Raw genomic sequence first — 24,748 nt, 5'->3', positions numbered from 1 at the left:
CCCCCGTCAGGTCCAGCCCGGCATCCAGACGTGCCAGTGCCAGAACGAGAACGGCACGGTCCACGCCGTCCAGACCGGGTAGAAGAACGCGCTGACGGCGACGACGAGGACGACGAGCCCGGCCACGACCCGCACGACGAGGCGGCGCGACCGTGCGGCGGCGGTCTCGTCGGGCGCGGGGCGCGGACCGACCGCCACGCCGAGGACGTGCACGAGCACGAGCACGAGGAACGGCAGGAGGGCGATGGCGTAGAAGGCGAAGATCGTGCGGTGGGAGTAGGCGAACCACGGCAGCCAGCCGGCCGCGACCCCCGCCAGCGCAGCCCCGGCCCGCCAGTCCCGCCAGCGCAGCAGCAGGACGAGGGCGACGACGCACGCCGCGGTGCCGAGCCACCACGTCAGCGGGTTCCCCAGCGACGTCACCGCCGAGGTGCACCGCTCCGCCCCGCAGGCCGCGAGCGCGTCCTGCGGGCTCAGCGCGACGAGGTCCTGGTCGTAGAAGAACAGCGTCGGCCGCCACTGCACGAGCCAGCCGAGCGGGTGCGCCTGGTAGGTGTGCGGCGTCGTGAGGCCGGTGTGGAACGACCACATCTGCACGTGGTACTGCACGAGCGAGCGCAGCCCCTCGGGAAGCCACGTCAGCCCCTCGCCCGGGTGGTCCGCCGCCCACTGCCGCCCGTAGCCGCCGGCCGTGAGGAGCCAGCCGGACCAGGAGGCGACGTAGACGGCGACGGTCGTGCCGACGACGACGAGGCTCGCGACGACGCCGTCCCGCCAGACCCCGGCCCACGCCCACGCCCGCACGCCGACCGCCCGCCGGGCGAGGGCGTCCCACAGCACCGTCATCAGCCCGAACAGCGCGACGAACCACAGCGCCGACCACTTCGTCGCGACGGCCAGGCCCAGCAGCACGGCCGCGGCCAGGCGCCAGCCGCGGAACCCGAGCCGCGGCCCCAGGCCCAGGCGACCGCCCGCGTCGAGCACGGCGTCCGCGCGGTCGGCGAGCCGCCGTCGCGCCACCTCGCGGTCGACGACGAGGCAGCCGAAGCCGCACAGCAGGAACAGCATGAGGAACCCGTCGAGCAGGCTCGTGCGGGAGAAGACGATGGCCATGCCGTCGACCGCCAGGAGCAGGCCCGCCAGCGTGCCGAGCGCCGTCGAGGCCAGCAGCCGCCGCGCCACGCGCGCCAGCACGAGCACCGCGAGCACGCCGGCGACCGCCGCGGACAACCGCCACGCCCACGGGTGCTCGACCCCGCCGAGCCGGATCCCCAGGCCGATGAGCCACTTGCCCACCGGCGGGTGCACGACGTACTCGCCGGCCGTCGACAGGCCGGACGTGTCGCCGGCCTCGAAGGACGGGTTCGGGTCCTCGCCCCACTGGCCCTCGTAGCCGAGCTGCGTGAGGGCGTACCCGTCCTTCACGTAGTACGTCTCGTCGAACACGAGCGAGTCCGGCGTCCCGAGGTGCCACAGCCGCAGGACCGCGGCGAGCGCCGTGACGGCGAGCGGCCCGACCCAACCCAGGACGCGGTCCCGGTGGGTGCTGCCCAGGGCGAGGGTCGCGGGGCCCAGCAGGCGCAGGAGGAGCCGGTCGCGCGTGGGGACGGGGTCGGGCTCGACGGGCGTGTCCGCGCCCGAGCCGGTCGCCTCGACGGCGGTGCCGACCGCGGCGCCGTCGTGCTCGGCCGCGCGCTCGTCGGGGTCCGTGGGCGCCGAGGCACGGGCGGGCGTCGGTTCCCAGGGGCCGGCGGGGCCCGGCGTCTCGTCCGGCACGCGGTCATGGTAGGCGGGCGGGGCGGGCGGCCCGTCGGGCCCGTGGCGGGGCGTGACAGGCTGCGGGGGTGAGGCCCGACGACGACGAGCGCGATGCCGACCTCGACACCGGCGTCGCCGCCGACCTCGACACCGGCGTCGCCGCCGACCTCGAGACCGACGTCGGTGGTGACCTCGGCAGTGACCTCCGCAACGACCTCCACGCCGATCCCGACGACGCGGGGGACGACGACCTCGTCGTCCCCGGCCGCGACGGCCGGGGTGCCCTCGTGCTCGCCGCCACGCCCATCGGCAACGCGGAGGACGCCTCCGGACGGCTGCGACGGCTGCTGGCCGAGGCCGACGTGGTGGCGGCGGAGGACACGCGGCGCACGCGGGCCCTGGCGGCGCGGCTGGGCGTGACCATCGGCGGCCGCCTCGTCAGCCACCACGAGCACAACGAGGGCGACCGCGCCGCCGAGCTCCTCGACGTGGTGGCCGGCGGCGGGACGGTCCTCGTCGTCACGGACGCGGGGATGCCGGCGGTGTCGGACCCCGGCTACCGCGTCGTGACGGCGGCCGTCGCCGCGGACCTGCCGGTCACGGCGGCGCCGGGACCGAGCGCGGTGCTGACCGCGCTCGCGCTGTCGGGGCTGCCGACGGACCGCTTCTGCTTCGAGGGCTTCCTGCCGCGCCGGCCGGGCGAGCGTGCCCGGGCGCTGGCGGCGCTGGCGTCCGAGCGCCGGACGATCGTGCTCTTCGAGGCCCCGCACCGGACGCACGACGTGCTGCTCGCGCTCGTCGAGGCGTTCGGGCCGGAGCGTCCGGCGGCCGTGTGCCGGGAGCTGACGAAGACGTACGAGGAGGTCGTGCGGGGACCGTTGGCCGAGCTCGCGGCCTGGGCGGCGGACGGCGTGCGGGGCGAGGTCGTCCTCGTCGTCGGCGGGGCGCCCGTGCCGGCCCCGGCCAGCACGACGGACCTCGTCGCCGAGGTGCTCGCGCGCGCCGACGGCGGGGAGCGGCTCAAGGACGCCGTCGCCGACGTCGCGGTCACCGCGGGCGTGCCGAAGCGCGACCTCTACGCCGCCGCCCTCGCGGCTCGGGCGCGCTGACGCCACGCCCGCCCGTACGACGTCCGCTGGGTGAGGCCGCGGCCGACGGGACGGGACAGCCGGTCAGGACGCCAGGTCCGCCGAGGTCACGAGCTGTGCGCCGGCGCCGGCCATCGCGGCGCGGGCCGCCTCGCCCTGCTCGGGCGTGACCGGCACGGTGAGGTCCGTGAGCACGCGGGTGCGCAGGCCGAGGGCGAGCGCGTCGAGGGCCGTCGAGCGGACGCAGTGCGACTCGGCGATGCCGACGACGTCGACGTCGGTGACCCCGGCGTGCCGCAGGAGGTCGGCGAGCGGGCGGCCCTCGTCGTCCACGCCCTCGAAGCCCGAGTAGGCGGCGGCGTAGGCGCCCTTGCGGACCGAGGCGTCGGGCGCCAGGTCGGCCAGCGCGGGGTGCAGCTCGGCCTCCGCCGTGCCGGCCACGCCGTGCGGCGGCCAGGTGTCGACGTAGTCCGGCGTCGCCGAGAAGTGCGCCCCCGGGTCCACGTGCCAGTCCTGCGTCGTCACCACCAGCCCGTACCGGTCCCGGTGCGCGGCGGCGTACCGCGCGATCGCCTCTGCCACCGCGTTCCCACCCTGCACCGCGAGCGCCCCGCCCTCGCAGAACGTCGGCTGCACGTCCACCACCACCAGCGCCCGCACGACGCCTCCTCTCCTCACCCCCATCCTGCCTGCCCCCACCCGCCCCTCGCTCGTCCGCCGGCCCGTCTGCAGGTTCGTCCCTCGCCCGAAGGCGAGCGGCGGTGGCGGCTGGATGCGGAGTGCGTTCTGAAGGCGCCGACACGCCGCTGACACGCCGCAGGGTCGGCTCTGTCTTTCTCCGCTCCGCACCGACCCGCCAGCCCGACTGCGCGCGTCGCACCGTCGGAGGCCCGGCCCTCGCCTCCGCCCTCGCCCCTGCGCCGTGCGGTTCTCGAGCGGCATCGAGCCGTCCCCCGTCTCTGCCCCGCTCGGATCGTCCACAGGCCGACCCCGTCGGCGGTGGTGGGCCCGGCGGACGCGACGAGGGTCGACCCCGTGAGCACGGACGACCTGCTGGCACGGCTCGCCGAGCGCGGCGGGTGCGCCCGCACCGCTGACCTCGTCCGCGGCCGCACCGGCGAGCGCGCGCTGGCTGCTGCTGCGGCGGCGGGTGCCGTGCGACGGGTCGGCAGGGGGCTGTACGCGCTGCCCGACGCCGCCCGGGAGGTGGTCGCGGCCCGGGCGTTGGGTGGAAGGCTGACCTGTCTGACGGTGCTGGCGGCCTCAGGGGTGCCGCTCCTGTCCCGGACGCTCGTCCCGCACGTGGAGCTCGCTCCCCACCGTGGCTCGCGACGAGGAGCGAGGTCCGGTGTCGCCCTGCACTGGGCGTCGACGTCGGCGAGGTCCCCGGTCGCGGGGGACGCCGACGGCGTGCCGCACGTGGCGCCGGCCGTCGCCCTCGTGCACGCGGTGGCCTGCCTGCCGCAGAGGGAGGCCGTCGCGGCGGTCGACGCGGCGCTGCGCCTGCGCCTCGTGAGCCGCGCCGAGGTCCTCGCGGCACGACCGGTCCGAAGCCGGCGCCCCGTGGACGACGTGCTGGCGCTGGTCGACGGGTCGGCCGGCTCCCTGCCCGAGACGTTCGTCCGGCTGGCCCTGGCGGCTGCGGGCCTGCGCGTGCAGCCGCAGGCGAAGGTCCCCGGCGTCGGCCGGGTGGACCTGCTCGTCGAGGGGTGCGTCGTGGTGGAGGTCGACGGGTACGCCTTCCACTCCGACCGCCGGGCCTTCGCGGAGGACCGCCGGCGGGACCGGGCCGCCCGCGCCCAGGGGCTCATCGTGCTGCGCTACACCTTCGACGAGGCGGTCCACGGCACGCAGGCGCTGGTGGCCGAGGTGCTCGCCCACACCGCGTGGCTGGCCCGCCGGTGACCCCCGCGGGCAGGACGTGGCGGCTCGGTGCGGAGTGCGGCGGGCGAGGCGGCGTGTCGCGGGGGACACGCCGCGGTCATGAGGATCCGCGCGTCCGCTCCGCACCGGGTCGCCATGCCGGCGCGCGCTGCTGAGGAGGTGGCGGCAGCAGCGGGGCGGACGTGCAGGCTGGAGGGGGCGGAGGGTGGGGTGGGCGCGCCTAGGATCGCCGCATGGCCCGCATCCTGTCCGCCGTCGCGTGGCCCTACGCGAACGGCCCCCGCCACATCGGTCACGTCGCCGGGTTCGGCGTCCCCTCGGACGTGTTCTCCCGGTACATGCGGATGGCGGGGCACGAGGTGCTCATGGTCTCCGGCACGGACGAGCACGGGACGCCCATCCTGGTGCAGGCCGAGCAGGAGGGGCTGAGCCCGCAGGCGCTGGCGGACCGGTACAACCGCGTCATCGCGGAGGACCTCTCCCAGCTCGGGCTGACGTACGACCTGTTCACGCGCACCACGACGCGCAACCACTACGCCGTGGTCCAGGAGATGTTCCGGACCGTGCACCGCAACGGCTACATGGTCGAGCAGACGACCATGGGCGCCATCTCGCCCAGCACGGGCCGCACCCTGCCCGACCGCTACATCGAGGGCACCTGCCCCATCTGCGGCTACGACGGCGCGCGCGGCGACCAGTGCGACAACTGCGGCAACCAGCTCGACGCCATCGACCTCAAGAACCCCCGCAGCCGCATCAACGGCGAGGTGCCGAAGTTCGTCGAGAGCCAGCACTTCTTCCTCGACCTGCCGGCGTTCGCCGGCGCGCTCGAGACGTGGCTCAAGGGGCGGCAGGGGTGGCGGCCCAACGTGCTGAACTTCTCCCTCAACCTCGTCGACGACATGCGCCCGCGCGCCATGACCCGCGACATCGACTGGGGCATCCCGGTGCCGCTCGAGGGCTGGGAGGACAACCCGTCCAAGCGCCTGTACGTGTGGTTCGACGCGGTCATCGGGTACCTGTCCGCGTCGATCGAGTGGGCACGGCGCACCGGCGACGACGACGCGTGGCGCCCGTTCTGGAACGACCCCGAGGCCCTGAGCTACTACTTCATGGGCAAGGACAACATCACGTTCCACAGCCAGATCTGGCCCGCCGAGCTCATGGGGTACGACGGCCGCGGCGACAAGGGCGGCACCCCGGGCCCGTACGGGGAGCTGCAGCTGCCGACGGAGGTCGTCTCCAGCGAGTTCCTCACGATGGAGGGCAAGAAGTTCGCCTCCAGCCGCGGCATCGTCATCTACGTCCGCGACATGCTCGCCCGCTACCAGCCCGACGCGCTGCGCTACTTCATCGCGACCGCCGGCCCGGAGAACCAGGACGCCGACTTCACGTGGGCGGACTTCCTGCGCCGGACGAACGACGAGCTCGTCGCCGGGTGGGGCAACCTCGTCAACCGCACGGCCAGCATGGTCGCCAAGAACTTCGGGGAGATCCCCGCGCCCGCCGCGCTCCAGCCCGTCGACGAGGCCCTGCTCGCGCAGACCGGCGCGGCGTTCGACCGCGTCGGCGAGCTCGTCCGCACGCACCGGCACCGGGCCGCCATCGCGGAGGCCATGCGCGTCGTGCAGGAGGCGAACCGCTACGTCTCGGAGACCGAGCCGTGGAAGCTCACGACCGACCGGGAGCGGCTCGGCACCGTCCTGCACACCGCGTCCCAGGCCGTCAGCGACGCCAACACCCTGCTCGCGCCGTTCCTGCCGCACTCCGCGCAGCGCGTGCACGAGACGATGGGCGGCACCGGCACCTTCTCGCCCATGCCGCGGCTCGAGGAGGTCACGGACCTCGACGACGAGAGCCGGTCCTACCCGGTCATCACCGGCGACTACCGGCTCGGGGAGACGGTGGCCCCATGGCGCTCGCGCCCGGTGGTCCCCGGCACGCCGGTGGCCAAGCCGACGCCCGTGTTCACCAAGCTCGACGACGGCATCGTCGAGGAGGAGCTGGCCCGCTACCAGGCCCGCTGATGGCGCGCTCCCGGTCGAGGGACCGGGGCTGGCCGCGGTCGCCCGAGCCGCTGCCGGTCCCGGTCGTCGACGACCACACGCACCTCGAGTCCGTGCTGGCGTGGGAGGCGGACGGCTGGCGCCGGGACGACGAGGGTGCGCCGGTCGCGGGTGGGCCGCCGACGCTCGAGGAGCACCTGGCGCGCGCCGCCGCCGCGGGCGTCGACCGCATGGTGCAGGTCGGCTGCGACCTCGACGCCGCCGCCTGGACCGACGCCGCCGTGCGCGCCCACCCCGCCCTGCTCGGCGCGGTGGCGATCCACCCCAACGAGGCCGTGCTGCACGCCGGTGTCCACGAGGTCGCGCCGGACGGCCTCGACCCGGACCCGCAGGAGCGCCACGCGGTCCCGCTCGACGAGGCGGTCGCGCGCATCGCCGACCTGGCCCGCGCCAACCCGCGGATCCGGGCCATCGGCGAGACGGGCCTGGACCACTTCCGCGCCGGCCCCCGCGGCCGCGAGGTGCAGCGCGAAGCCTTCCGCGCCCACGTCGCCCTGGCCAAGGAGCTGGGCCTCGCCCTGCAGATCCACGACCGGGACGCGCACGACGAGGTCGTCGACGTCCTGCGCCGCGACGGCGCGCCCGAGCGCACGGTCTTCCACTGCTTCTCCGGCGGGCCCGGGCTGGCGCGCGTCTGCGCGGCCGAGGGGTGGTACGCGAGCATCGCCGGTCCCGTCACCTTCGGGGCCAACGACGACCTGCGGGCCGCCGTCGCCGAGCTGCCGCTGCGGCTCCTCCTGGCCGAGACCGATGCGCCCTACCTCACACCGGCCCCCGACCGCGGCCGGCCGAACGCGCCGTACCTGCTCCCGACGACGGTGCGCGGCGTCGCCGCGGTGCTCGGCACGCCGCTCGACGAGGTGTGCGCGCAGGTCAGCGCGACGGCCGAGGAGGTCTACGGCGGCTGGTGACGGCCGTCGCGGCGACGCTGCAGCCGGCCTGAGGCCGTCGCCGACACCGAGCCGTCCCCAGCCCCGGCGCTGTCCCGTGCGGGTGAGAGGTCGTCGCCGGGGTTCCGGCCCGGGTCACGGATCGGTTACGGTCGCAGAGCCCAGTCCCTCCCTGAGCGCCCCGTGAGGACCCGTCCTGTGACTCTGACCGACCCCGTGGCTCCGCCGCGCGCCGACGCGCGGCCCGCCCGTCCGGTCGACGGCACCGCGGCCACGACGGCCCCCGGCGCCCGGCCCAGCTGGTTCGTCGCCCCCGCCGGTGCGGCCCCCACCCTCGCCGGGATGCTGCCGGCCCCCGCCGGTCCCGCACCGGTCTCCGACCCGACGCCAGTCGTGGCGGCCACGCCCGCCGGCACGTCGGTGGCGACGGGCACGGGGACGGGCACGGGGACGGGCACGGGCGAACGCCGGCGCCGCCGGCACGCGGCGGGACCCGTCGACGCCCTGGTCGTCCGGACGCGGCCCGCGGACCGTCCCTCCGGTCGTCGCCGGCACGTCGCGGACGAGCCGGCCACGGTCGCGTCCGTCGTCGGCGCGCTCGTCGGCCCTGCTGGCAGCCCCGCTGCTGGCCCTGCCGTCGCCCCTCCCGCCGGCCCTCCCGCCGAGCCCGTCACGGTCGCTGCCGCCGAGGCACCGGGTGCGGCAGCGCCGGCCCTGCCGACGCCGGTCCTGCTCCTCGCGCCCGCCGCGCCGGCGCGCTCGCTGCCGCACCCGTCCGCGCGCGCCGTCGCCGCGCCCGTCGCTTCCCCCCTGGCCGTGCCCGTCGCCCCCACGGGGACGGCTGACCTGCGGACGCGGGCCGCCCGACGCGCCGCCGAGCGGGCCCGGATCGCGGCCGCCGCGACGCGGGCGCACGCGGCGACGGCGGTGCGGCCCGGCAACCGGCGCCGTCTGGCCGGGCAGGCCGCCGTGCTGGCCGCCGTGACGGTCGCCACGGTCGGCTTCACGACCGCGCACCGCGAGGTCACCGTCGAGGTCGACGGCGTGCCGGTGCAGGTCGAGGGCTACGGCCGCACGGTCGCCGCGGTGCTGGCCTCGGCCGGCATCGAGGTGCGCGAGGGCGACCTCCTGGCGCCGGCGCTCGACGCCACCGTCGCCGACGGCGGCACCGTCGTGCTGCAGCACACGCGCGAGGTCACGGCGCAGATCGACGGCCGCACCCGGACCTGGCGGACGACGGCCGCGACCGTGGACGAGGCGCTGGACGACCTCGGGCTGCGCGGGCAGGACGTGCTCACGTCGGCCTCGCGGTCGGCGGCGCTCGGCCGGGAGGCGCTCGTCGTCTCGACGCCGAAGAGCGTGCGCGTCGCGGTCGACGGCCAGGTGCTGGACGCCACCAGCAGCGCCACCACGGTGCGCGAGGCCCTCGCAGCCACGGGCCTGGTGCTCGGCGAGGCCGACGTGGTCTCCGTCCCGCTCGACGCGCCCACCGTCGACGGGCTCGTCGTCGTCGTCACCCGCGCGCAGCAGGACGGCGAGACGGTCACCGAGGCCGTGCCCTTCGAGACGCAGCGCGTGGAGGACCCGGACCTGCTCGAGGGGACGACGAAGGTCGTCACCAGGGGCAAGGCCGGCGTCCGCACGACCACCTACACGCGCGAGGTGGTGGGCGGCGTCGTGACGTCGCGCACGCCGCTGGCCTCGGCCGTCACCACCGCGCCCGTCACGGAGGTCGTGCACGTCGGCACGCGCAAGGCCCCCGTCGTCACGACCGCGCCCGCCGCGGGTGCCGCTGGGGGTGCCACCGGGGGTGCCACCGCATCGGCCCCGGCGGTCACCGCGGTCAGCCCCGGCTCCGCGCAGGAGATCGCGCACGGCATGGTGCTCGCCCGCGGCTGGGGCGAGGACCAGTTCTCCTGCCTCGTGGCCCTGTGGAAGAAGGAGAGCGGCTGGAACGTCACCGCCGACAACCCCTCGTCCAGCGCGTACGGCATCCCGCAGGCCCTGCCCGGCTCCAAGATGGCCTCCGCCGGTGCCGACTGGCGCACGAACCCGGCCACGCAGATCACCTGGGGCCTGGGGTACGTCGCGGGTCGGTACGGCACGCCCTGCGGTGCGTGGTCGCACTCGCAGGCGAAGGGCTGGTACTGAGCCGCGGCCTGTAGCTGCGGTGTGACCCCCGGACGGGTCGGCGTGTCGCTGGACACGTCGACCCGTCCGTGTCTTGGCAGGGTCGGAGCGCGTCGGTTACCGTCGTCCGTCGCCTGCGGCCGGTGGAACGTCCCGGCAGGGCGTGACCGCGCCCGTCGGGCCCGGTCAGACGGCCGGATCGAGGATCCGGGACCGGTGGGCGCCACGGGCGCCGGCACCCGGGCAGCCACGCACCACGGTTCCCTGCCGCCACCGAGCGCCCTGCCCAGCGGGGCCGTCCCCCTCGTGCCCGGGCAGCACGACGTGAGGAACCCCGTGCCCTTCCCTGCCCTTCGACGCACCGCGCGCCCCGCCCCGACCGACGCCGCCCTCCCGACGAGCGCGAGCACCGAGGCCAGCACCGAGCCCAGCACCGAGCCGAGCGCCGCCCCGGCCCGGCCCCGTCGCCTCCTGCCGGTCGCCGCGGCCGTGACCGCTCTCGTCCTCACCGGCGGCGCCGCCGGGTACGCCCAGGCGCACAAGACCGTGACGCTCGACGTGGACGGCCAGGAGGTGCGCGTCTCGACGTTCGCCGGCTCCGTCGACGCCCTCCTCGAGGACCGCGGCGTCGCCACGGGCGCCCGCGACACCGTCACGCCGACGGGCGGCCTGCAGGACGGGACGACGGTCGTCGTCCGGCACGCCCGGCCGGTGCTCGTCGAGCAGGACGGCGCGACGCGCACGGTGTGGACGACCGCGCTCACCGCCGACGCCGCGCTGGAGGCCATGGCCGCGCGCGGCGAGGCCGGTGCGCTCGTCGCGTCGCGGTCCTCGGCCGGGCGCATCGAGGTCGGCATGGCGCTCACGGAGGGCACGCCCGTCGACGTCGTCGCGGACGGCGCCACGCGTCCCGCGCCGGAGGGTGCCACGACGGCCGCGGCCGCGCTCGCCGGGCTGGGCCTCGAGGTGGGTCCGCTGGACCGCGTCCGGGTGCGGACCACCGACGCCGGTCGCGTGGAGGTCGTGCTCGTCCGCGTCGTCGAGCAGGACGTCACCACGACGAGCGAGGTGCCCTTCGCCAGCTCGACCGTGGAGGACCCGGACCGCCTCGAGGGCACTCGCGCCGTGGTCACGGCCGGCGTGCCGGGCGTGCGCACGCTCGTCGAGCACGTGACGACGGTGGACGGCGTGGAGACGGCCCGCAGCACGGTGCAGGACTCCGTGACGCAGGCGCCGGTCGACGAGGTCGTGGCGGTCGGCACCAAGCCGAAGCCCAAGCCCGCGCCGAAGCCGGCGCCCGCCGCGGCCACCGGCGGCGGCTCCGCCCCGGCGGCGTCCTCGGGCTCGACGGGCTCCCTCAACTGGGCGGCGCTGGCCGCCTGCGAGTCCGGCGGGAACCCCTCCATCGTGTCGGCGTCCGGGAAGTACCACGGGCTGTACCAGTTCTCCGTGGCGACCTGGCAGGCCGTCGGCGGCTCGGGGCTGCCCTCGCAGGCCTCCGCCGCGGAGCAGACGGCCCGCGCGCAGGCGCTCTACGAGCGGTCCGGCGCCGGTCAGTGGCCGCACTGCGGCCCGCGCCTCTTCTCCTGACGCGCCCGGCAGGCCCTCGTCGGCGGCGCCTGACGAGGGCCGTCGCGCGGACGCGACACGCGCGACGCCTAGGCTCGCGGTCATGAGATCGACGGAGCCGGACGACCGGCCGGCCGAGCAGCCGCACGCCCCCGCCGGCGTGCGGCTGCTCGGCCCCGCCGACATCCGCGAGCTCGCCGCGAGGGCCGGCGTCCGGCCGACGAAGACCCTCGGCCAGAACTTCGTCCTCGACGCCGGAACGGTCCGCAAGATCGTGCGGCAGGCCGACGTCCGGCCGGGGGAGACCGTCGTCGAGGTCGGCCCGGGCCTGGGCTCCCTGACCCTCGGCCTCCTGGAGGCCGGCGCGGACGTCGTCGCGGTGGAGATCGACCCGGTCCTCGCCCGGTTGCTGCCGGGCACGGTCGCGCGTCACGTGCCCGGCCTGACCCCGTCGACCGGGGGTCCCGGCGCCGGCTCGTCCGACGACGGCCCCGCCGTCGGCTCGCCCGACGACGTGGCGGGCGCCGACCCCGACGATGCGACCGACGGCGTCCCGGCAGGCCCCGACGCACCCGTCCGCCTCGTCGACGCGACCGGTCGCGCGCGCCTGACGGTCGTGCGCGCCGACGCCCTGGCCGTGCGCGCACTGCCCGGTCCGGCGCCGACGGCCCTCGTCGCCAATCTGCCGTACAACGTCTCCGTGCCGGTGCTGCTCACGTTCCTCGAGCGCTTCGCGAGCCTCGACCGCGCGCTCGTCATGGTGCAGGCGGAGGTCGCGGACCGGCTCGCGGCCCCGCCGGGCAGCCGCACGTACGGCGTCCCGTCGGTGAAGACGGCGTGGTGGGCGGCCGCGCGCCGCACCGCGACCGTCGGCCGCGCCGTCTTCTGGCCGGTGCCGAACGTTTACTCCGCGCTCGTCCGCCTCGACCGGCGCCGGCCGCCGACGACCGTCGCGACCCGCGAGGAGGTCTTCGCGGTCGTCGACGCCGCCTTCGCGCAGCGCCGCAAGATGCTGCGCTCGGCGCTGGCGGGCCTCGCGGGGTCGGCCGAGGCGGCGACCGCCGCGCTCGAGGCGGCCGGCGTCGACCCCCGCACCCGCGGCGAGCAGGTGGACGTCGCCGCCTACGCGCGCGTCGCCGAGCACCTGCGCGCCCGCGGCGACCTGCCCGCGACGGACCCCGTCGACCTTTCCGCCGACCCGCCCGCCGACCTCCCCGCCGACCTCCTCGCCGACGACGTCCTCGCGAGGACGCGCCCCGCCGGGGATGGTTGAGTGGCCCCGTGGCCCCTCGCCCCCGTGACCTCGTCGGCGTCCCCACGCCCCTGGCCACGGTCGGCCGGTCGACGGGGTCCGGGGACCGCGGCCCGTCCGGCTCCGCCGAGGTGCGTGTCCGCGCGCCGGGGAAGGTCAACCTGTCGCTGCGCGTCGGCCCGGTGGGGCCCGACGGCTACCACCCCCTGACGACCGTGTTCCAGGCGGTGTCGGTGTACGAGGAGGTCGTGGCGACCCCTGCGCCGGACCGCACGCTGTCCGTCTCCGGCCCGCAGGCCGAGCAGGTGCCGACCGACGCGGCCAACCTCGCGCTGCGCGCCGTCGAGCTGGTCGCGGCGCGCACGGGCATCGACGAGGGCATCCACCTGCACCTGCACAAGGGCGTGCCCGTCGCGGGCGGCATGGCGGGCGGCTCGGCCGACGCGGCGGCGGCGATCGTCGCCTGCGACGCGCTGTGGCGCGCCGGGCTGAGCCGCGAGGACATGCTGGCCGTCGCGGCCGAGCTGGGCTCCGACGTCCCGTTCTCCCTGGTCGGGCACACCGCGGTGGGCACCGGCCGCGGTGACGTCCTCACCCCGGCCCTCGCGCGCGGGGAGTTCCACTGGGCCTTCGCCGTCCAGGACCGCGGGCTCGCGACCGCCGCGGTGTACCGCGCCTTCGACGCGCGCGCCGCGACGACCGCCGGCACCGACGCCGACGACACCGCACGCACCGGTGCCACCACCCACGCGCCCCCCGTGCCCGACGACGACGACCTCGCGCTCATGCAGGCCCTGCGCGCGGGCGACTCGCACGCCCTCGGCCGTGCCCTGCGCAACGACCTCCAGGACGCCGCGGTCGCGCTCGACCCGGCGCTCGCGGAGACGCTCGACGTCGCCCGTCGCACGGGGGCGCTCGGCGCGGTCGTCTCCGGCTCGGGCCCGACCGTGGCCGCGCTGGGCCGCAGCCGCCAGCACGCGCTGGTGCTCGCGGCGGCGTTCACTGCGGCGGGCGTCGCGGACCGCGTGCTCACCGCGACCGGTCCCGTGGCCGGCGCCCGCCTCGTCGGCGGCGCGGAGGGCCCGGCGTCCTGACGTAGCCTGCCCCCGACATGGCTCACCTCCTCGGCGCGGATCGCGTCTCCCTCACCCTCGGCACCCGCACCCTCCTCGACGGCGTCAGCCTCGGGGTCGACGAGGGTGCCCGCATCGGCGTCGTCGGGCCCAACGGGGCCGGCAAGTCGACCCTGCTGCGGGTGCTCACCGGACGGCAGGCGCCCGACGCGGGCCGCGTGACGCGCGCCGGCTCCACGCGCGTCGCCCTGCTCGACCAGCGCGACGACCTCACGCCCGGCCGGACCGTCCTCGAGGTCGTGCACGGCGGCGCCGACGAGCACACGTGGGCCTCCGACGCCGGCGTGCGCGCGGTGCACGCCGGGCTGCTGCCCGACGTCGAGCTGGCCGCCGACGTCTCCACCCTCTCCGGCGGGCAGCGCCGCCGGGTCGCGCTGGCCGCGCTGCTCGTGCGCGACGACGAGGTGCTCGTCCTCGACGAGCCGACGAACCACCTCGACGTCGAGGGCGTGGCGTGGCTCGCGCGGCACCTCGTCGAGCGGGGCGGCCGCGGCGGGGCGCTCGTCGTCGTCACCCACGACCGCTGGTTCCTCGACGCGGTCTGCACCCGCACGTGGGAGGTGCACGACGGCGTCGTCGACCCCTACGAGGGCGGGTACGCCGCCTACGTCCTCGCGCGCGCCGAGAGGGCGCGGGCGGCCGGCGTGGCCGAGGAGAAGCGGCAGAACGTGCTGCGCAAGGAGCTGGCCTGGCTGCGCCGCGGCGCGCCGGCCCGCACCTCCAAGCCCAAGTTCCGGCTCGACGCCGCCGCCGCCCTCGTCGCCGACGAGCCGCCGCCCCGCGACCAGCTCGAGCTGGCGCGGACGGCCACCGCGCGGCTCGGCAAGGACGTGCTCGACCTCGAGGACGTGACGCTCGTCGTCGGCGGGGGAGACGAGAGCGACGCCCGCCCGGCGCGCACGCTGCTCGACGGCGTCACCTGGCGCCTGGGCCCGGGGGACCGCATCGGCGTCGTCGGCGTCAACGGGGCCGGCAAGACGACGCTGCTCGGGCTGCTCGCGGACCGGGTCGCGCCGACCGCCGGCCGCGTGAAGCGCGGGAAGACGGTCGTGGCCGCCGAGCTGCGGCAGGACGTGGAGGACCTCGACGCGCTCGGGCACCTGACCGTCGTCGAGGTGGTCGAGCGCGAGCGGCGGCACCTCGTCGTCGGCGGCAAGGAGGTCACCGCGGCCCAGCTCGTCGAGCGGCTCGGCTTCCCGCGCGACCGGGCCCGCACGCCCGTGAAGGACCTGTCCGGCGGGGAGCGGCGGCGGCTGCAGCTCCTCCGGCTGCTCGTCGGGGAACCCAACGTGCTCCTGCTCGACGAGCCGACGAACGACCTCGACACCGACACGCTCGCGGCGCTGGAGGACCTGCTCGACGGCTGGCCGGGCACGCTCGTCGTCGTCAGCCACGACCGGTACCTGCTGGAGCGCGTGTGCGACCGCCAGGTCGCGCTGCTCGGCGACGGCACGGTCCGCGACCTGCCGGGCGGCGTGGAGCAGTACCTCGCGCTGCGCGAGGCCGGCGCGGGCGACGCGCCGGCGACGGGTCCCGCGTCCCTCACCGGCGGGGGAGCGAGGGGCGCGGCCGGTGCGGCCGCGACGTCCCCCGGGTCCGCCGCGCCGGCCGCGCCCGCCACCCCCGCCGCGTCCGGCGCCGACGTGCGTGCCGCCCGCAAGGAGGTGCAGCGCATCGAGCGCCGCCTCGCGCGGATCGGCGAGCTCGAGGCGGACCTGCACGCGCGGATGGCGGCGCAGGCCACGGACCACGCCGCGGTGCTGGCGCTCGACGAGGAGCTGCGCGCCCTCGCCGCCGAGCGCGCGGAGCTCGAGGAGGCGTGGCTGGAGGCCGCGGAGGTCGCGGGCTAGGCGCGCGGACGCGGGCCGGGTTCGTCGTCGGGCGCTTCGTCGGGGTGCGCCGTCGGGGTGCGCCGTCAGGGTGCGTCGAACGGCGCGACGAGCGTGCGCAGCAGGTCCGCCAGGCGGGCGCGCTCCTCGTCGCCCAGGCCGGCGAGGAGGCTCTCCTCCACGTCGAGCAGGTCGGCCATCGCGCCGTCGACGCGCAGGCGGCCCGCCGGGGTCAGCTCCACGAGGACGCCGCGCCGGTCGTCGGGCGAGGGCAGGCGCCGCACGAGGCCCTGCTCGGCGAGGCGGTCGATGCGGTTCGTCATCGTGCCGCTGGTGACGAGCGTCTGCGTCAGCAGGGCGCCGGGGGAGAGCCGGTAGGGCCGGCCGGCGCGGCGCAGGGCGCTGAGCACGTCGAACGCCCAGGCCTCCAGCCCGTGCCGCGCGAAGGCCGACCGTCGGGCCAGGTCGAGGTGCCGGGCCAGCCGTGACACGCGCGAGAGCACCTCCAGCGGCCGGACGTCGAGGTCCGGGCGCTCGCGCCCCCACGCGGCGACGATGCGGTCGACCTCGTCGCGCACGGAGGCCCGCACGCCGCCGCCGCCGTCCCCGCTCGCCACGCGCGAAGGGTACCGGGGCGGTCCGTGCGCCCGGCACGGCGCGGCTCCCCGGACCCGTGAGGGTCAGGCCGGGTCGTTGAGGGTCGGGCGCCGCTCGAGGCCCGACAGCCCGTTCCACGCGAGGTTGACCAGGTGCGCCGCGACCTCCGCCTTGCCGGGCCGGCGCGCGTCGAGCCACCACTGCCCGGTGAGGGCCACCATCCCGACGAGCATCTGGGAGTACATGGGGGCCGTGCGCGGGTCGAGCCCCTGACGGCGGAACTGGGCCGCGAGCAGGTGCTCCACCTGCGTCGCGACGTCGCCGATGAGGCTGGAGAACGTCCCGGTGGCCTGCGCGACGGGGCTGTCGCGGACGAGGATGCGGAAGCCGTCCTCCGACTGCTCGATGTAGGCCAGCAGCGCCAGGGTCGTGCGCTCGACGAGGACCTGGGGCCGCCCGCCGGCCTCGAGGGCGCCGGTGAGGGCCGCGGTCAGGGCGCTGATCTCGCGGTCGACGACGACCGCGTAGACGCCCTCCTTGCCCCCGAAGTGCTCGTACACGACGGGCTTGGAGACCTCGGCGCGGGCCGCGATCTCCTCCACGCTCGTGCCGTCGAAGCCCTTCTCGGCGAACAGCCGGCGCGACACGTCGAGGAGCTGCGCGCGCCGCTGGGCCGCCGTCATGCGGGAGCGCGGCGTGCGGCGGGCCTCGGCGGTCACGGACCCATCATGCCCGGCCCGTGACCGGGCGGTGACGACCGGCTGGCACACTGGGGCGGCCGGTCCGCCCTGGTGTAACGGCAGCACGCAGGCCTTTGGAGCCTTGCGGTCCGGGTTCGAATCCTGGGGGCGGAGCCCGGCCGGCCCGCCGGCCGGACGGGCCGGACCCCGCGCCGGGCGCCCGGCCCGCGGCGGTAGAGTGCGGGCGTCCCACCGCCGCTCAGCCCCCGCCCGGGCCGACCCACGAGGAGCACCCCCCGGTGACCTTCCCCCGGCCCGCCGCCGTCGTCGTCCTCGCCGCAGGGGAGGGCACCCGGATGCGCTCGGCGACGCCCAAGGTGCTGCACGCGCTGGCCGGCCGGAGCATGCTCGGTCACGCGCTGGCCGCCGCCCGGGCGCTGGACCCCGAGCGCGTGACCGTCGTCGTCCGGCACGAGCGGGAGCGGGTCGAGGCGCACGCGCGCGAGCACGACCCGGACGTCCTCGTCGCCGTGCAGGACGACGTGCCCGGCACGGGCCGGGCGGTGCAGGCCGCCGTGCGCGTCCTCGACGCGGCGGCGCAGGCCCGGTCCGCGGCGGCGGGCGAGCACGCGGGCGCGGCGGTCGTCGAGGGCGCGGTCGTCGTCATGGCGGGGGACGTGCCGCTGCTCGACGCCGGGACGCTGGGCGAGCTCCTGGCGGCGCACCACGCGGACGGCAACGCCGTGACGGTGCTGACGACCGAGGTGGCCGACCCGACGGGCTACGGGCGGGTGCTGCGCGAGCCGGCGACGGGCGACGTCGTCGGCGTCGTCGAGGAGCGCGACGCCACCGACGAGCAGCGCGCGGTCCGCGAGATCAACACGTCGGTGTACGTCTTCGACGCGGCCGTGCTGCGTGGGGCGCTGGGCCGGCTCGGCCGGGACAACGCCCAGGGGGAGCTGTACCTCACGGACGTCGTCGCCCTCGCCCACGGCGACGGGGGCCGCGTGCGGGCGCTGCGGACGGACGACCCGGCCACGGTCGAGGGCGTGAACGACCGCGTGCAGCTCGCGGCGCTCGCGGCCGAGCTCAACCGGCGGCTGCTCGAGGACTGGATGCGGGCGGGGGTGACGGTGGCGGACCCCGCGACGACGTGGGTCGACGTGGACGTCGAGCTCGCGCCGGACGTCACGCTCCTGCCGGGGACGCAGCTGCGCGGCACGACGAGCGTCGGCGCGGGCGCGACCGTCGGCCCGGACACGACGCTCACCGACGTCGAGGTCGGGGAGCGCGCGACGGTGGTCCGCACGCACGGGGAGCTCGCGGTGGTCGGCGCCGACGCGGTCGTCGGGCCCTTCGCGTACCTGCGGCCCGGCACCGAGCTCGGGACGGGCGGGAAGATCGGCACGTTCGTCGAGACGAAGAACGCGCAGATCGGCGCCGGCGCGAAGGTGCCGCACCTGACGTACGTCGGCGACGCGACGATCGGGGAGGGCACGAACATCGGCGCCTCCAGCGTCTTCGTCAACTACGACGGCGTGCACAAGCACCGCACGACGATCGGCGCGCACGCCCGCACGGGCTCCGACAACATGTTCGTCGCCCCCGTCACCGTGGGCGACGGCGCGTACACCGGCGCCGGCACCGTCGTACGGCAGGACGTGCCGCCGGGCGCGCTCGCCGTCAGCGCCGGCGCGCAGCGGACCATCGAGGGCTGGGTGCAGCGGTCGCGCCCGGGCACCCCGGCCGCCCAGGCGGCGGCCCGGGCCCTCACGGGTGCCGGCGCCGACGACACGCTGTCCCCCCAGGCGCGCCTCGAGCGGGCACGGGCCGACCGACCGGAGGACCAGGACCGATGAGCGCGACCATCCTCAACGCGGGGGAGAAGCGGCTCGTCCTCGTCTCCGGCCGCGCGCACACCGAGCTGGCCGTCGAGGTCGCCAAGGGCCTGGGCATCGACCTCGTCCCGACGACGGCGTACGACTTCGCCAACGGGGAGATCTACGCCCGGTTCGGCGAGTCCGTCCGCGGCGCGGACGCCTTCGTCCTGCAGTCGCACGCGGCGCCGATCAACCAGTGGATCATGGAGCAGCTGCTCATGGTCGACGCCCTCAAGCGGGCGTCCGCGAAGACGATCACCGTCGTGGCGCCGTTCTTCGGCTACGCGCGCCAGGACAAGAAGCACCGCGGTCGTGAGCCCATCTCCGCCCGGCTCATGTGCGACCTGTTCCTGGCGGCCGGCGCGGACCGGCTCATGAGCGTGGACATGCACACCGCGCAGATCCAGGGGTTCTTCGACGGGCCCGTGGACCACCTGTGGGCCATGCCGATCCTCGTCGACTACGTGCGCACCCGCGTCGACACCTCGCAGGTCACCGTCGTCTCGCCCGACGCCGGCCGCATCCGCGTGGCCGAGCAGTGGGCCGCGAAGCTCGGCGGCGGCCCGCTGGCGTTCGTGCACAAGAGCCGTGACATCCGCTCGCCCAACCGCACGGTGTCCAACCGTGTGGTCGGCGACGTCGAGGGGCGCTCGTGCGTGCTCGTCGACGACATGATCGACACCGCCGGGACGATCTCCGGCGCCGTCCGCGTCGTGCTCGACGCGGGCGCCAAGGACGTCATCGTCGTGGCCACGCACGGGATCCTGTCCGACCCGGCCGTCGACCGGCTCTCCCAGTGCGGCGCGCGGGAGGTCGTCATCACCGACACGCTGCCCATCCCGGAGGAGCGCCGGTTCGGCAGCCTCACCGTCCTGTCGATCGCGCCGCTCATCGCGCGCGCGATCCGCGAGGTGTTCGACGACGGGTCCGTCACCTCGCTCTTCGACGGCCAGACCTGATCGGCGGACGCCCGGTCCGTCCGGGTGCGTCCCGTTCCGGCCGACGTGACCGGCTTGGGGCACGGGCGCGCGGACGGTAAGGTGTCGGGGCTGCCTCGGCGAGGGACGTCGGACGGCCACGGTGCACCGCCTCCCGGGGCGGGAGGACCGCGGCCCGCCGGTCCGTGATCGACAGGGCCACGCGCCTCCGCGTGCCCGTCGGGCGTCCCGCGTCGAGGCCGCCACCGAACCGATCCGTCCTGCCGCCGTTCCGCCGTCCCCGGGCCCGCCCCGGCGGGTGCGCGGCCCGGCGGGGACGTCCCCCGTGCCACCCGGCCCGCACCGCGGGCCCCACGTCGTCAGGAGCACCCGTGTCCGAGGTCAAGCTCGTCGCCACCGCCCGCACCGAGTTCGGCAAGGGCGCCGCGCGCCGCCTGCGCCGCGCCCACCAGATCCCCGCCGTCCTGTACGGGCACGGCACGCAGCCCGTGCACGTCGCGCTGCCGGGCCACGAGACGATGCTCGCGGTCAAGCACGCGAACGCCCTGTTCGAGATCGAGCTCGACGGCAACCGCACCCTCGCGCTCGCGAAGGACGTGCAGCGCGACGTCGTCAAGAACGTCATCGAGCACCTCGACCTGCTCATCGTCCGCCGCGGCGAGAAGGTCACGGTCACCGTCCCGGTCACGGTCGAGGGCGAGTCCGCCGCCGGCACGATCCACGTCGTCGACACGCAGGCGCTCGAGGTCGAGGTCGAGGCCACGCACGTGCCCGACGCGGTGGTCGTGAGCATCGACGGCCTCGAGGACGGCGCCATCGTGCACGCCTCCGACGTGACGCTGCCCGAGGGCGCGACGCTGGTCAGCGACGCCGAGACGATCGTCGCGACGGTGTCCGTGCCGCGCGCGTCCGCGGAGGACGTCGCCGCCGAGGAGGCCGCCGCCGAGCTGGCCGCGGAGCAGTCCGCCGCCTCGCAGGCCGAGGCCGGGGCGACCGCCGAGGACACGGCCCCCGCCGCCGCCGACGACGAGTCCTGACCTCGCACGGATCTCGCACGAACCCGGCACCACCCGCGACGCCCGGCACCTGACCCCAGGTGCCGGGCGTCGGCGCGTCGGCACCCGTCCCGGGCGCCGACCCACCCACGAGAGGACCGAGCGTGAGCGCACCGACCGGACCCTGGCTCGTCGTCGGCCTCGGCAACCCGGGGGCGCCGTACGCGGGCAACCGGCACAACGTCGGCCAGATGGTGCTCGACGAGCTGGCGCGCCGCGCGGGCACGGCGTTCACGTCCCCCGGTGGTGCGGGCGGCCGGCGCCCGCAGGCCGTCGTGGCCGACGTGCGCCTCGGGGTGCTGCCCGGCGGGGCGCCCGGGCCGCGGGCCGTGCTGGCCAAGCCGACGACGTACATGAACGTCTCGGGCGGCCCGGTCGTCGCGCTGGCGCGGTACCACGACATCCCGCCGGAGCGGGTGGTCATGGTGCACGACGAGCTCGACATCCCGTTCGCGGACGTGCGGCTGAAGAAGGGCGGCGGCGAGGGCGGGCACAACGGCCTGCGCGACACCTCCCGCGCCCTCGGCACCAAGGACTACGTGCGCGTGCGGGTGGGCATCGGGCGCCCGCCGGGCCGGATGGACCCCGCCGACTACGTCCTGCGGGACTTCGCCACCGCGGAGCGCGGGGACCTCGGCTGGCTGGTCGACCGGGCGGCGGACGCCGTCGAGGCCGTCGTCCTCGAGGGGCTCGAGCGGGCGCAGGGGCGGTTCCACACCAAGCCGTGAGGGCCCCTCGCGGGCCGCTCACGAGGGCGTCGCCCACCATCGGGTGAACAGGGGGCCAACCAGGGTGAAATCGGGCACAACCCCCCCAGCCCGGCGGAGCCGGACTATAGCCTCAGCGGGTCCGAAGAGCCGAGCCCGTGGGGGGATCACGATGACACTGGCCGTTGACGGGGACGCCGCGTACGCGGCGGGAGCAGGACCCGATCGGCGCCAGCGCGTCCGTGAGCCGCGGCGGTCCTGGGCCTCGCCCCAGCCGTACGTGCCGCGCAGCACCTACGACAACGCGACCGGTGCCGGTCCCGACTCGTGGCGCCGGACGAGCGCCGGCTACGTGCGGGCGACCGTCGTGGCCGACGCCGTGCTCGCCGCCGTGGTCACCGCGGCGGCCCTCGAGCCGTCGCTGGGCTGGGGCATGCCGGTGGCGGTCTCGGCGGCGGCGGGCGGCCTCGTCTGGCCGGCCGTCGTGGCGGCGGTCCGCGGGTATTCCCGCAAGGAGCTGGGTGCGGGGCCGGCGGAGTTCCAGGCCGTGCTGCGCGCGGCCCTGGCCGTCCTGGTCGCGCTCATGGCCGTGGCCTACGTCGCCCAGGTGGACGTGCCGCGGCTGCTGGTCCTCGTCGGCGTGCCGCTGCTCGCCGGCCTGTCGGCGGTCGACCGCTACCGCCGGCGCCGCGGCCTGCACCGCGGGCGCCGCGCCGGCACGGACCTGCTCCGCACGGTCGTCGTGGGCGACGAGACGACGGCCGGCCGCGTGCTGGCCGAGCTCGAGCTCAACGCCCACCACGGCTACGGCGCCGTCGGCGTGTGCGTGCCGGACCCGGAGGCGGCCCTGCAGGTCGCGGGGTACCCCGTGGTCGGCGGCTACGGGGACGTCGTCCAGGTCGTGGTGGACCACGCGGCCGACGTCGTCGTCGTCACCGGCGGTGCGCTGCGCGGGGAGGCGCTGCGGCGGCTGTCGTGGGCGCTGGAGCGCGTGGGCGCGCAGCTCGTCGTCGCCCCGGACCTCGTCGAGGTGGCCGGGCCGCGCCTGACCGTCCGGGCCACGTCGAGCCTGTCGCTGCTCGAGGTCGAGGTCGGTGCGCCGCGCCGGCGCCTGCTGGCCAAGGCGGTCCTCGACCGCACGCTGGGCAGCCTCATCCTGCTGGCCGCGTCGCCCGTGGTCCTCGTCTCCGCGGTGGCCGTGGCGCTCACGTCGCCGGGCGGGGCGTTCTTCCGCCAGCAGCGCGTCGGGCTCGACGGCACCACCTTCACCATGTGGAAGCTGCGGACGATGTACCAGGACGCCGAGGAGCGCCGCCTGGCGCTGCTCGCCTCGTCGGACGGCAACGGCCTGCTGTTCAAGATGAAGGCCGACCCCCGGGTCACCGCGGTGGGCAAGCACCTGCGCCGGTTCTCCATCGACGAGCTGCCGCAGCTGTGGAACGTCGTGCGCGGGGACATGTCGCTCGTCGGGCCGCGGCCGCCGCTGCTGGAGGAGGTCGCCGAGTACAGCGACCCCGTCGGCCGCCGGCTGCACGTCCGCCCGGGCCTGACCGGCCTCTGGCAGGTCAGTGGCCGCTCCAACCTCGACTGGGAGTCGTCGGTCCGCCTGGACCTGCGCTACGTCGACAACTGGTCCGTGGCCATGGACCTCATGATCCTGTGGAAGACGGGTCGCGCTGTGCTGGGGGGCTCGGGCGCGTACTGATCCACGGGCCGGCGGCACGAGCCGGTGACGTCACGAGGCCCGGACGGCTGTGATGCCGTCCGGGCCCCGTGCTGTTCCCGTCCCGCCGGCGCCCGCAGGACGGACGCGGACCCGGTGCTGCTGCCCGGAGCGCGGGCACCGCCCGCGTGCCGGCGCGTCGACGTGTCGGGCGGAGGGGCGGATCAGGTCGCGGGAGGCGTCCCGTCGCCGGTGACGCCCGGCCGCGCGCCGTCCGCGGGGCCGCGGCGGATCTGCGCGAGCAGCGCGACCGTGCGCACGACGAAGCTGAGCGACAGCCCGATGGCAGCGCCCTCGCCGCCGGCCAGCACGGCCCCCGCGGCCACCCCGCCCAGCAGCACGACGGCGAAGAGCAGGCCGTTCGTCGCGGCCTCCCGCGCGCGACCCTGCCCCTGCAGCACCGCGGCGAGGGGGGCGGAGAGCGCGGCGAAGGGCATCCCGACGAGCAGCCAGCGGAACGTGCCCGCCGACCCGGCGTAGCGCTCGCCCATGACCAGCGTGACGACGGGCTCGGCCAGCAGCGCCAGCGGCACGACGACGACGAGCGAGGCGGCACCGGCGAGCAGCAGCGGCCGCACGAGCCGCCGCGCCTGGTGGGCCGTGCCGCGGGAGGCGCGCGGCAGCACGAGGGACGCGATGGTCTGCGGCACGAGGAGCGCGGGCGCCACGAGCTTCGAGGCGGCGGCGTAGGCGCCGGCGGCGCCGGGGGACAGGACCGCGGCGACGACCGTGACGTCGAGCTGGCGGGTCTGGGCCGCGGCCGTGTTCCACATGTACGGCGCCCCCTCCGCCACGAGCGCGCGCACCGGCGTCCGCCCCGGCGCCTCCACGCGCACGAGCCGCTGCGTCCACAGCTGCGCCGCGAGCGCCCCGACGAGCCCGGCGGCGCCGTACGCCCACAGCGGGTCGGCGCCCCACGCGGTCGCCGGCAGGAGGAGCGCGATCGCCAGCGCCCGCCGCAGCACCACGGGCAGGCCGGAGGACGTCACCTCGCCGTCCGCGACCGGCACGTTGAGCGCGGCGTCGGTCGTGCGCTCCACCGTCAGGGTCGCCGCGACGAGCACGAGCGCCAGCGGCAGCGCGCCGAGCGCCGCGGCGACGGCCAGGACGCCGGCGGTCAGCACCACGGTGACCAGGCCGGTCGTCCACGTGAGCCGGAGGGCCCCGGCGACCGTGGCGTCCTCCCCGCGCGCACGCGCCCGGGAGACCAGGCCCGGCATGCCCAGCCCGGTGAGGACGAGCACCACCGCGAGGATCCCCTGCAGCGCCGTGACGAGGCCGAAGTCGTGCGCGCTGACGGAGCGCGCCAAGACGGCGAACAGCACGGCCTGCAGGACCGAGGCGAGCCCGCGGGACACGAGCAGCACGAGGAACTGGCGCTTCACCGGTCTCCCTCCGGGTCGGTCGGGAGGCGGCGGCCGACCCGCGGGCCGCCCCCGCCGTCGGGCGCCGCACCGCGGACGCCGCGGGGTCGGACGCCACACCGTCGCGGGCCTGCCCGGGACGCGGCGCTGCGTAAGGTAGCACCGCCCTCGCGGCACCCGGCCGCGCCACGGGCGAGAGGACGCG

General features: G+C 76.8%; 19 protein-coding genes and 1 tRNA gene. 15 read left to right on the top strand and 5 right to left on the bottom strand.

What is annotated here, in order from left to right:
* Nucleotides 1-6: 6 nt before the first annotated feature.
* The gene (locus tag BM048_RS06065) at nt 7-1,776 is read right to left on the bottom strand and encodes a dolichyl-phosphate-mannose--protein mannosyltransferase (RefSeq protein WP_090031530.1); all 1,770 of its coding nucleotides are present in this window, start codon (nt 1,774-1,776) and stop codon (nt 7-9) included.
* A gap of 269 nt (nt 1,777-2,045) precedes the next feature.
* Between BM048_RS06065 and rsmI the strand changes: the two genes are divergently transcribed.
* Nucleotides 2,046-2,867, top strand: a complete 822-nt coding sequence (gene rsmI, locus BM048_RS06060) for a 16S rRNA (cytidine(1402)-2'-O)-methyltransferase (protein WP_090031687.1) — start codon at nt 2,046-2,048, stop codon at nt 2,865-2,867.
* Between the two features lie 63 nt (nt 2,868-2,930).
* Here the strand turns inward: rsmI and BM048_RS06055 are convergent, their stop codons facing one another.
* Nucleotides 2,931-3,524: an isochorismatase family protein gene (locus BM048_RS06055; RefSeq protein ID WP_239078804.1), complete on the bottom strand. Its 594-nt coding sequence runs from the start codon at nt 3,522-3,524 to the stop codon at nt 2,931-2,933.
* Between the two features lie 357 nt (nt 3,525-3,881).
* Here BM048_RS06055 and BM048_RS06050 point away from each other — a divergent pair, with 357 nt between their 5' ends.
* The 8 genes from BM048_RS06050 (at nt 3,882) to BM048_RS06015 (ending at nt 15,620) form a co-directional block, all read left to right on the top strand.
* Nucleotides 3,882-4,751: a DUF559 domain-containing protein gene (locus BM048_RS06050; RefSeq protein WP_139224326.1), complete on the top strand. Its 870-nt coding sequence runs from the start codon at nt 3,882-3,884 to the stop codon at nt 4,749-4,751.
* A 212-nt stretch (nt 4,752-4,963) separates the two neighbouring features.
* Entirely contained in the window at nt 4,964-6,757 is a 1,794-nt protein-coding gene (gene metG, locus BM048_RS06045; RefSeq protein ID WP_090031527.1) for a methionine--tRNA ligase, read from the top strand.
* The gene (locus BM048_RS06040) at nt 6,757-7,707 is read left to right on the top strand and encodes a TatD family hydrolase (protein WP_090031525.1); all 951 of its coding nucleotides are present in this window, start codon (nt 6,757-6,759) and stop codon (nt 7,705-7,707) included. Before metG ends, BM048_RS06040 begins: the two co-directional genes overlap by 1 nt.
* 177 nt (nt 7,708-7,884) lie before the next feature.
* Complete coding sequence (locus BM048_RS06035; protein WP_239078803.1) at nt 7,885-9,837, top strand: aggregation-promoting factor C-terminal-like domain-containing protein; 1,953 nt, start codon at nt 7,885-7,887, stop codon at nt 9,835-9,837.
* Nucleotides 9,838-10,152: 315 nt separating this feature from the next.
* Complete coding sequence (locus BM048_RS18640; protein WP_275407340.1) at nt 10,153-11,406, top strand: resuscitation-promoting factor; 1,254 nt, start codon at nt 10,153-10,155, stop codon at nt 11,404-11,406.
* An 82-nt stretch (nt 11,407-11,488) separates the two neighbouring features.
* The gene (locus BM048_RS06025) at nt 11,489-12,658 is read left to right on the top strand and encodes a ribosomal RNA small subunit methyltransferase A (RefSeq protein WP_090031523.1); all 1,170 of its coding nucleotides are present in this window, start codon (nt 11,489-11,491) and stop codon (nt 12,656-12,658) included.
* A gap of 50 nt (nt 12,659-12,708) precedes the next feature.
* Nucleotides 12,709-13,731: a 4-(cytidine 5'-diphospho)-2-C-methyl-D-erythritol kinase gene (locus BM048_RS06020; RefSeq protein WP_090031683.1), complete on the top strand. Its 1,023-nt coding sequence runs from the start codon at nt 12,709-12,711 to the stop codon at nt 13,729-13,731.
* 17 nt (nt 13,732-13,748) lie between these two features.
* A complete protein-coding gene (locus BM048_RS06015) occupies nt 13,749-15,620 on the top strand; it encodes an ABC-F family ATP-binding cassette domain-containing protein (protein ID WP_090031522.1) in 1,872 nt (623 codons plus the stop codon).
* Between the two features lie 65 nt (nt 15,621-15,685).
* On the opposite strand, the gene BM048_RS06010 is transcribed toward BM048_RS06015, so the two are convergent.
* Both BM048_RS06010 and BM048_RS06005 read right to left on the bottom strand, forming a co-directional pair.
* Nucleotides 15,686-16,216: a MarR family winged helix-turn-helix transcriptional regulator gene (locus tag BM048_RS06010; RefSeq protein WP_275407339.1), complete on the bottom strand. Its 531-nt coding sequence runs from the start codon at nt 16,214-16,216 to the stop codon at nt 15,686-15,688.
* Nucleotides 16,217-16,279: 63 nt separating this feature from the next.
* Complete coding sequence (locus BM048_RS06005) at nt 16,280-16,879, bottom strand: TetR/AcrR family transcriptional regulator (protein WP_090031680.1); 600 nt, start codon at nt 16,877-16,879, stop codon at nt 16,280-16,282.
* Nucleotides 16,880-16,978: 99 nt separating this feature from the next.
* Here BM048_RS06005 and BM048_RS06000 point away from each other — a divergent pair.
* The 6 genes from BM048_RS06000 to BM048_RS05975 all read left to right on the top strand — a co-directional run bounded on the left by BM048_RS06000 (nt 16,979) and on the right by BM048_RS05975 (nt 23,161).
* Nucleotides 16,979-17,050 (top strand) — tRNA-Gln (locus BM048_RS06000).
* Between the two features lie 125 nt (nt 17,051-17,175).
* Nucleotides 17,176-18,735, top strand: a complete 1,560-nt coding sequence (gene glmU / locus BM048_RS05995; protein ID WP_090031520.1) for a bifunctional UDP-N-acetylglucosamine diphosphorylase/glucosamine-1-phosphate N-acetyltransferase GlmU — start codon at nt 17,176-17,178, stop codon at nt 18,733-18,735.
* Complete coding sequence (locus tag BM048_RS05990) at nt 18,732-19,715, top strand: ribose-phosphate diphosphokinase (RefSeq protein ID WP_090031514.1); 984 nt, start codon at nt 18,732-18,734, stop codon at nt 19,713-19,715. Before glmU ends, BM048_RS05990 begins: the two co-directional genes overlap by 4 nt.
* A gap of 350 nt (nt 19,716-20,065) precedes the next feature.
* On the top strand, nt 20,066-20,731 hold the full coding sequence (locus tag BM048_RS05985; RefSeq protein ID WP_090031512.1) for a 50S ribosomal protein L25/general stress protein Ctc: 666 nt from the start codon (nt 20,066-20,068) through the stop codon (nt 20,729-20,731).
* 122 nt (nt 20,732-20,853) lie between these two features.
* Nucleotides 20,854-21,477, top strand: coding sequence for an aminoacyl-tRNA hydrolase (gene pth / locus BM048_RS05980; protein WP_090031511.1), 624 nt, complete (start codon nt 20,854-20,856; stop codon nt 21,475-21,477).
* A gap of 151 nt (nt 21,478-21,628) precedes the next feature.
* Nucleotides 21,629-23,161 (top strand): sugar transferase, encoded by a 1,533-nt coding sequence (locus tag BM048_RS05975; RefSeq protein ID WP_090031509.1) that lies wholly within the window; start codon nt 21,629-21,631, stop codon nt 23,159-23,161.
* Nucleotides 23,162-23,343: 182 nt separating this feature from the next.
* Here BM048_RS05975 and BM048_RS05970 read toward each other — a convergent pair whose 3' ends face one another.
* Nucleotides 23,344-24,564 carry a lipopolysaccharide biosynthesis protein gene (locus tag BM048_RS05970; protein WP_175499343.1) on the bottom strand — a complete coding sequence of 407 codons (1,221 nt, stop codon included), beginning with the start codon at nt 24,562-24,564 and terminating at the stop codon, nt 23,344-23,346.
* Nucleotides 24,565-24,748: the final 184 nt, after the last annotated feature.

This window comes from Cellulomonas marina, assembly GCF_900111925.1.
GTDB lineage: Bacteria > Actinomycetota > Actinomycetes > Actinomycetales > Cellulomonadaceae > Cellulomonas > Cellulomonas marina.
The sequence above is the reverse complement of the archived record's forward strand: the minus strand, read 5'-3'. Positions and strand labels throughout refer to the sequence as shown.

What these genes read in the sequence shown, in the direction of transcription:
- metG (WP_090031527.1), top strand. Translation starts at nt 4,964, where the DNA reads ATGGCCCGCATCCTGTCCGCCGTCGCGTGGCCCTACGCGAACGGCCCC.
- BM048_RS06040 (WP_090031525.1), top strand. Translation starts at nt 6,757, where the DNA reads ATGGCGCGCTCCCGGTCGAGGGACCGGGGCTGGCCGCGGTCGCCCGAG.
- BM048_RS06025 (WP_090031523.1), top strand. Translation starts at nt 11,489, where the DNA reads ATGAGATCGACGGAGCCGGACGACCGGCCGGCCGAGCAGCCGCACGCC.
- BM048_RS06015 (WP_090031522.1), top strand. Translation starts at nt 13,749, where the DNA reads ATGGCTCACCTCCTCGGCGCGGATCGCGTCTCCCTCACCCTCGGCACC.
- BM048_RS06005 (WP_090031680.1), bottom strand. Translation starts at nt 16,879, where the DNA reads ATGACGGCGGCCCAGCGGCGCGCGCAGCTCCTCGACGTGTCGCGCCGG.
- BM048_RS05990 (WP_090031514.1), top strand. Translation starts at nt 18,732, where the DNA reads ATGAGCGCGACCATCCTCAACGCGGGGGAGAAGCGGCTCGTCCTCGTC.
- BM048_RS05975 (WP_090031509.1), top strand. Translation starts at nt 21,629, where the DNA reads ATGACACTGGCCGTTGACGGGGACGCCGCGTACGCGGCGGGAGCAGGA.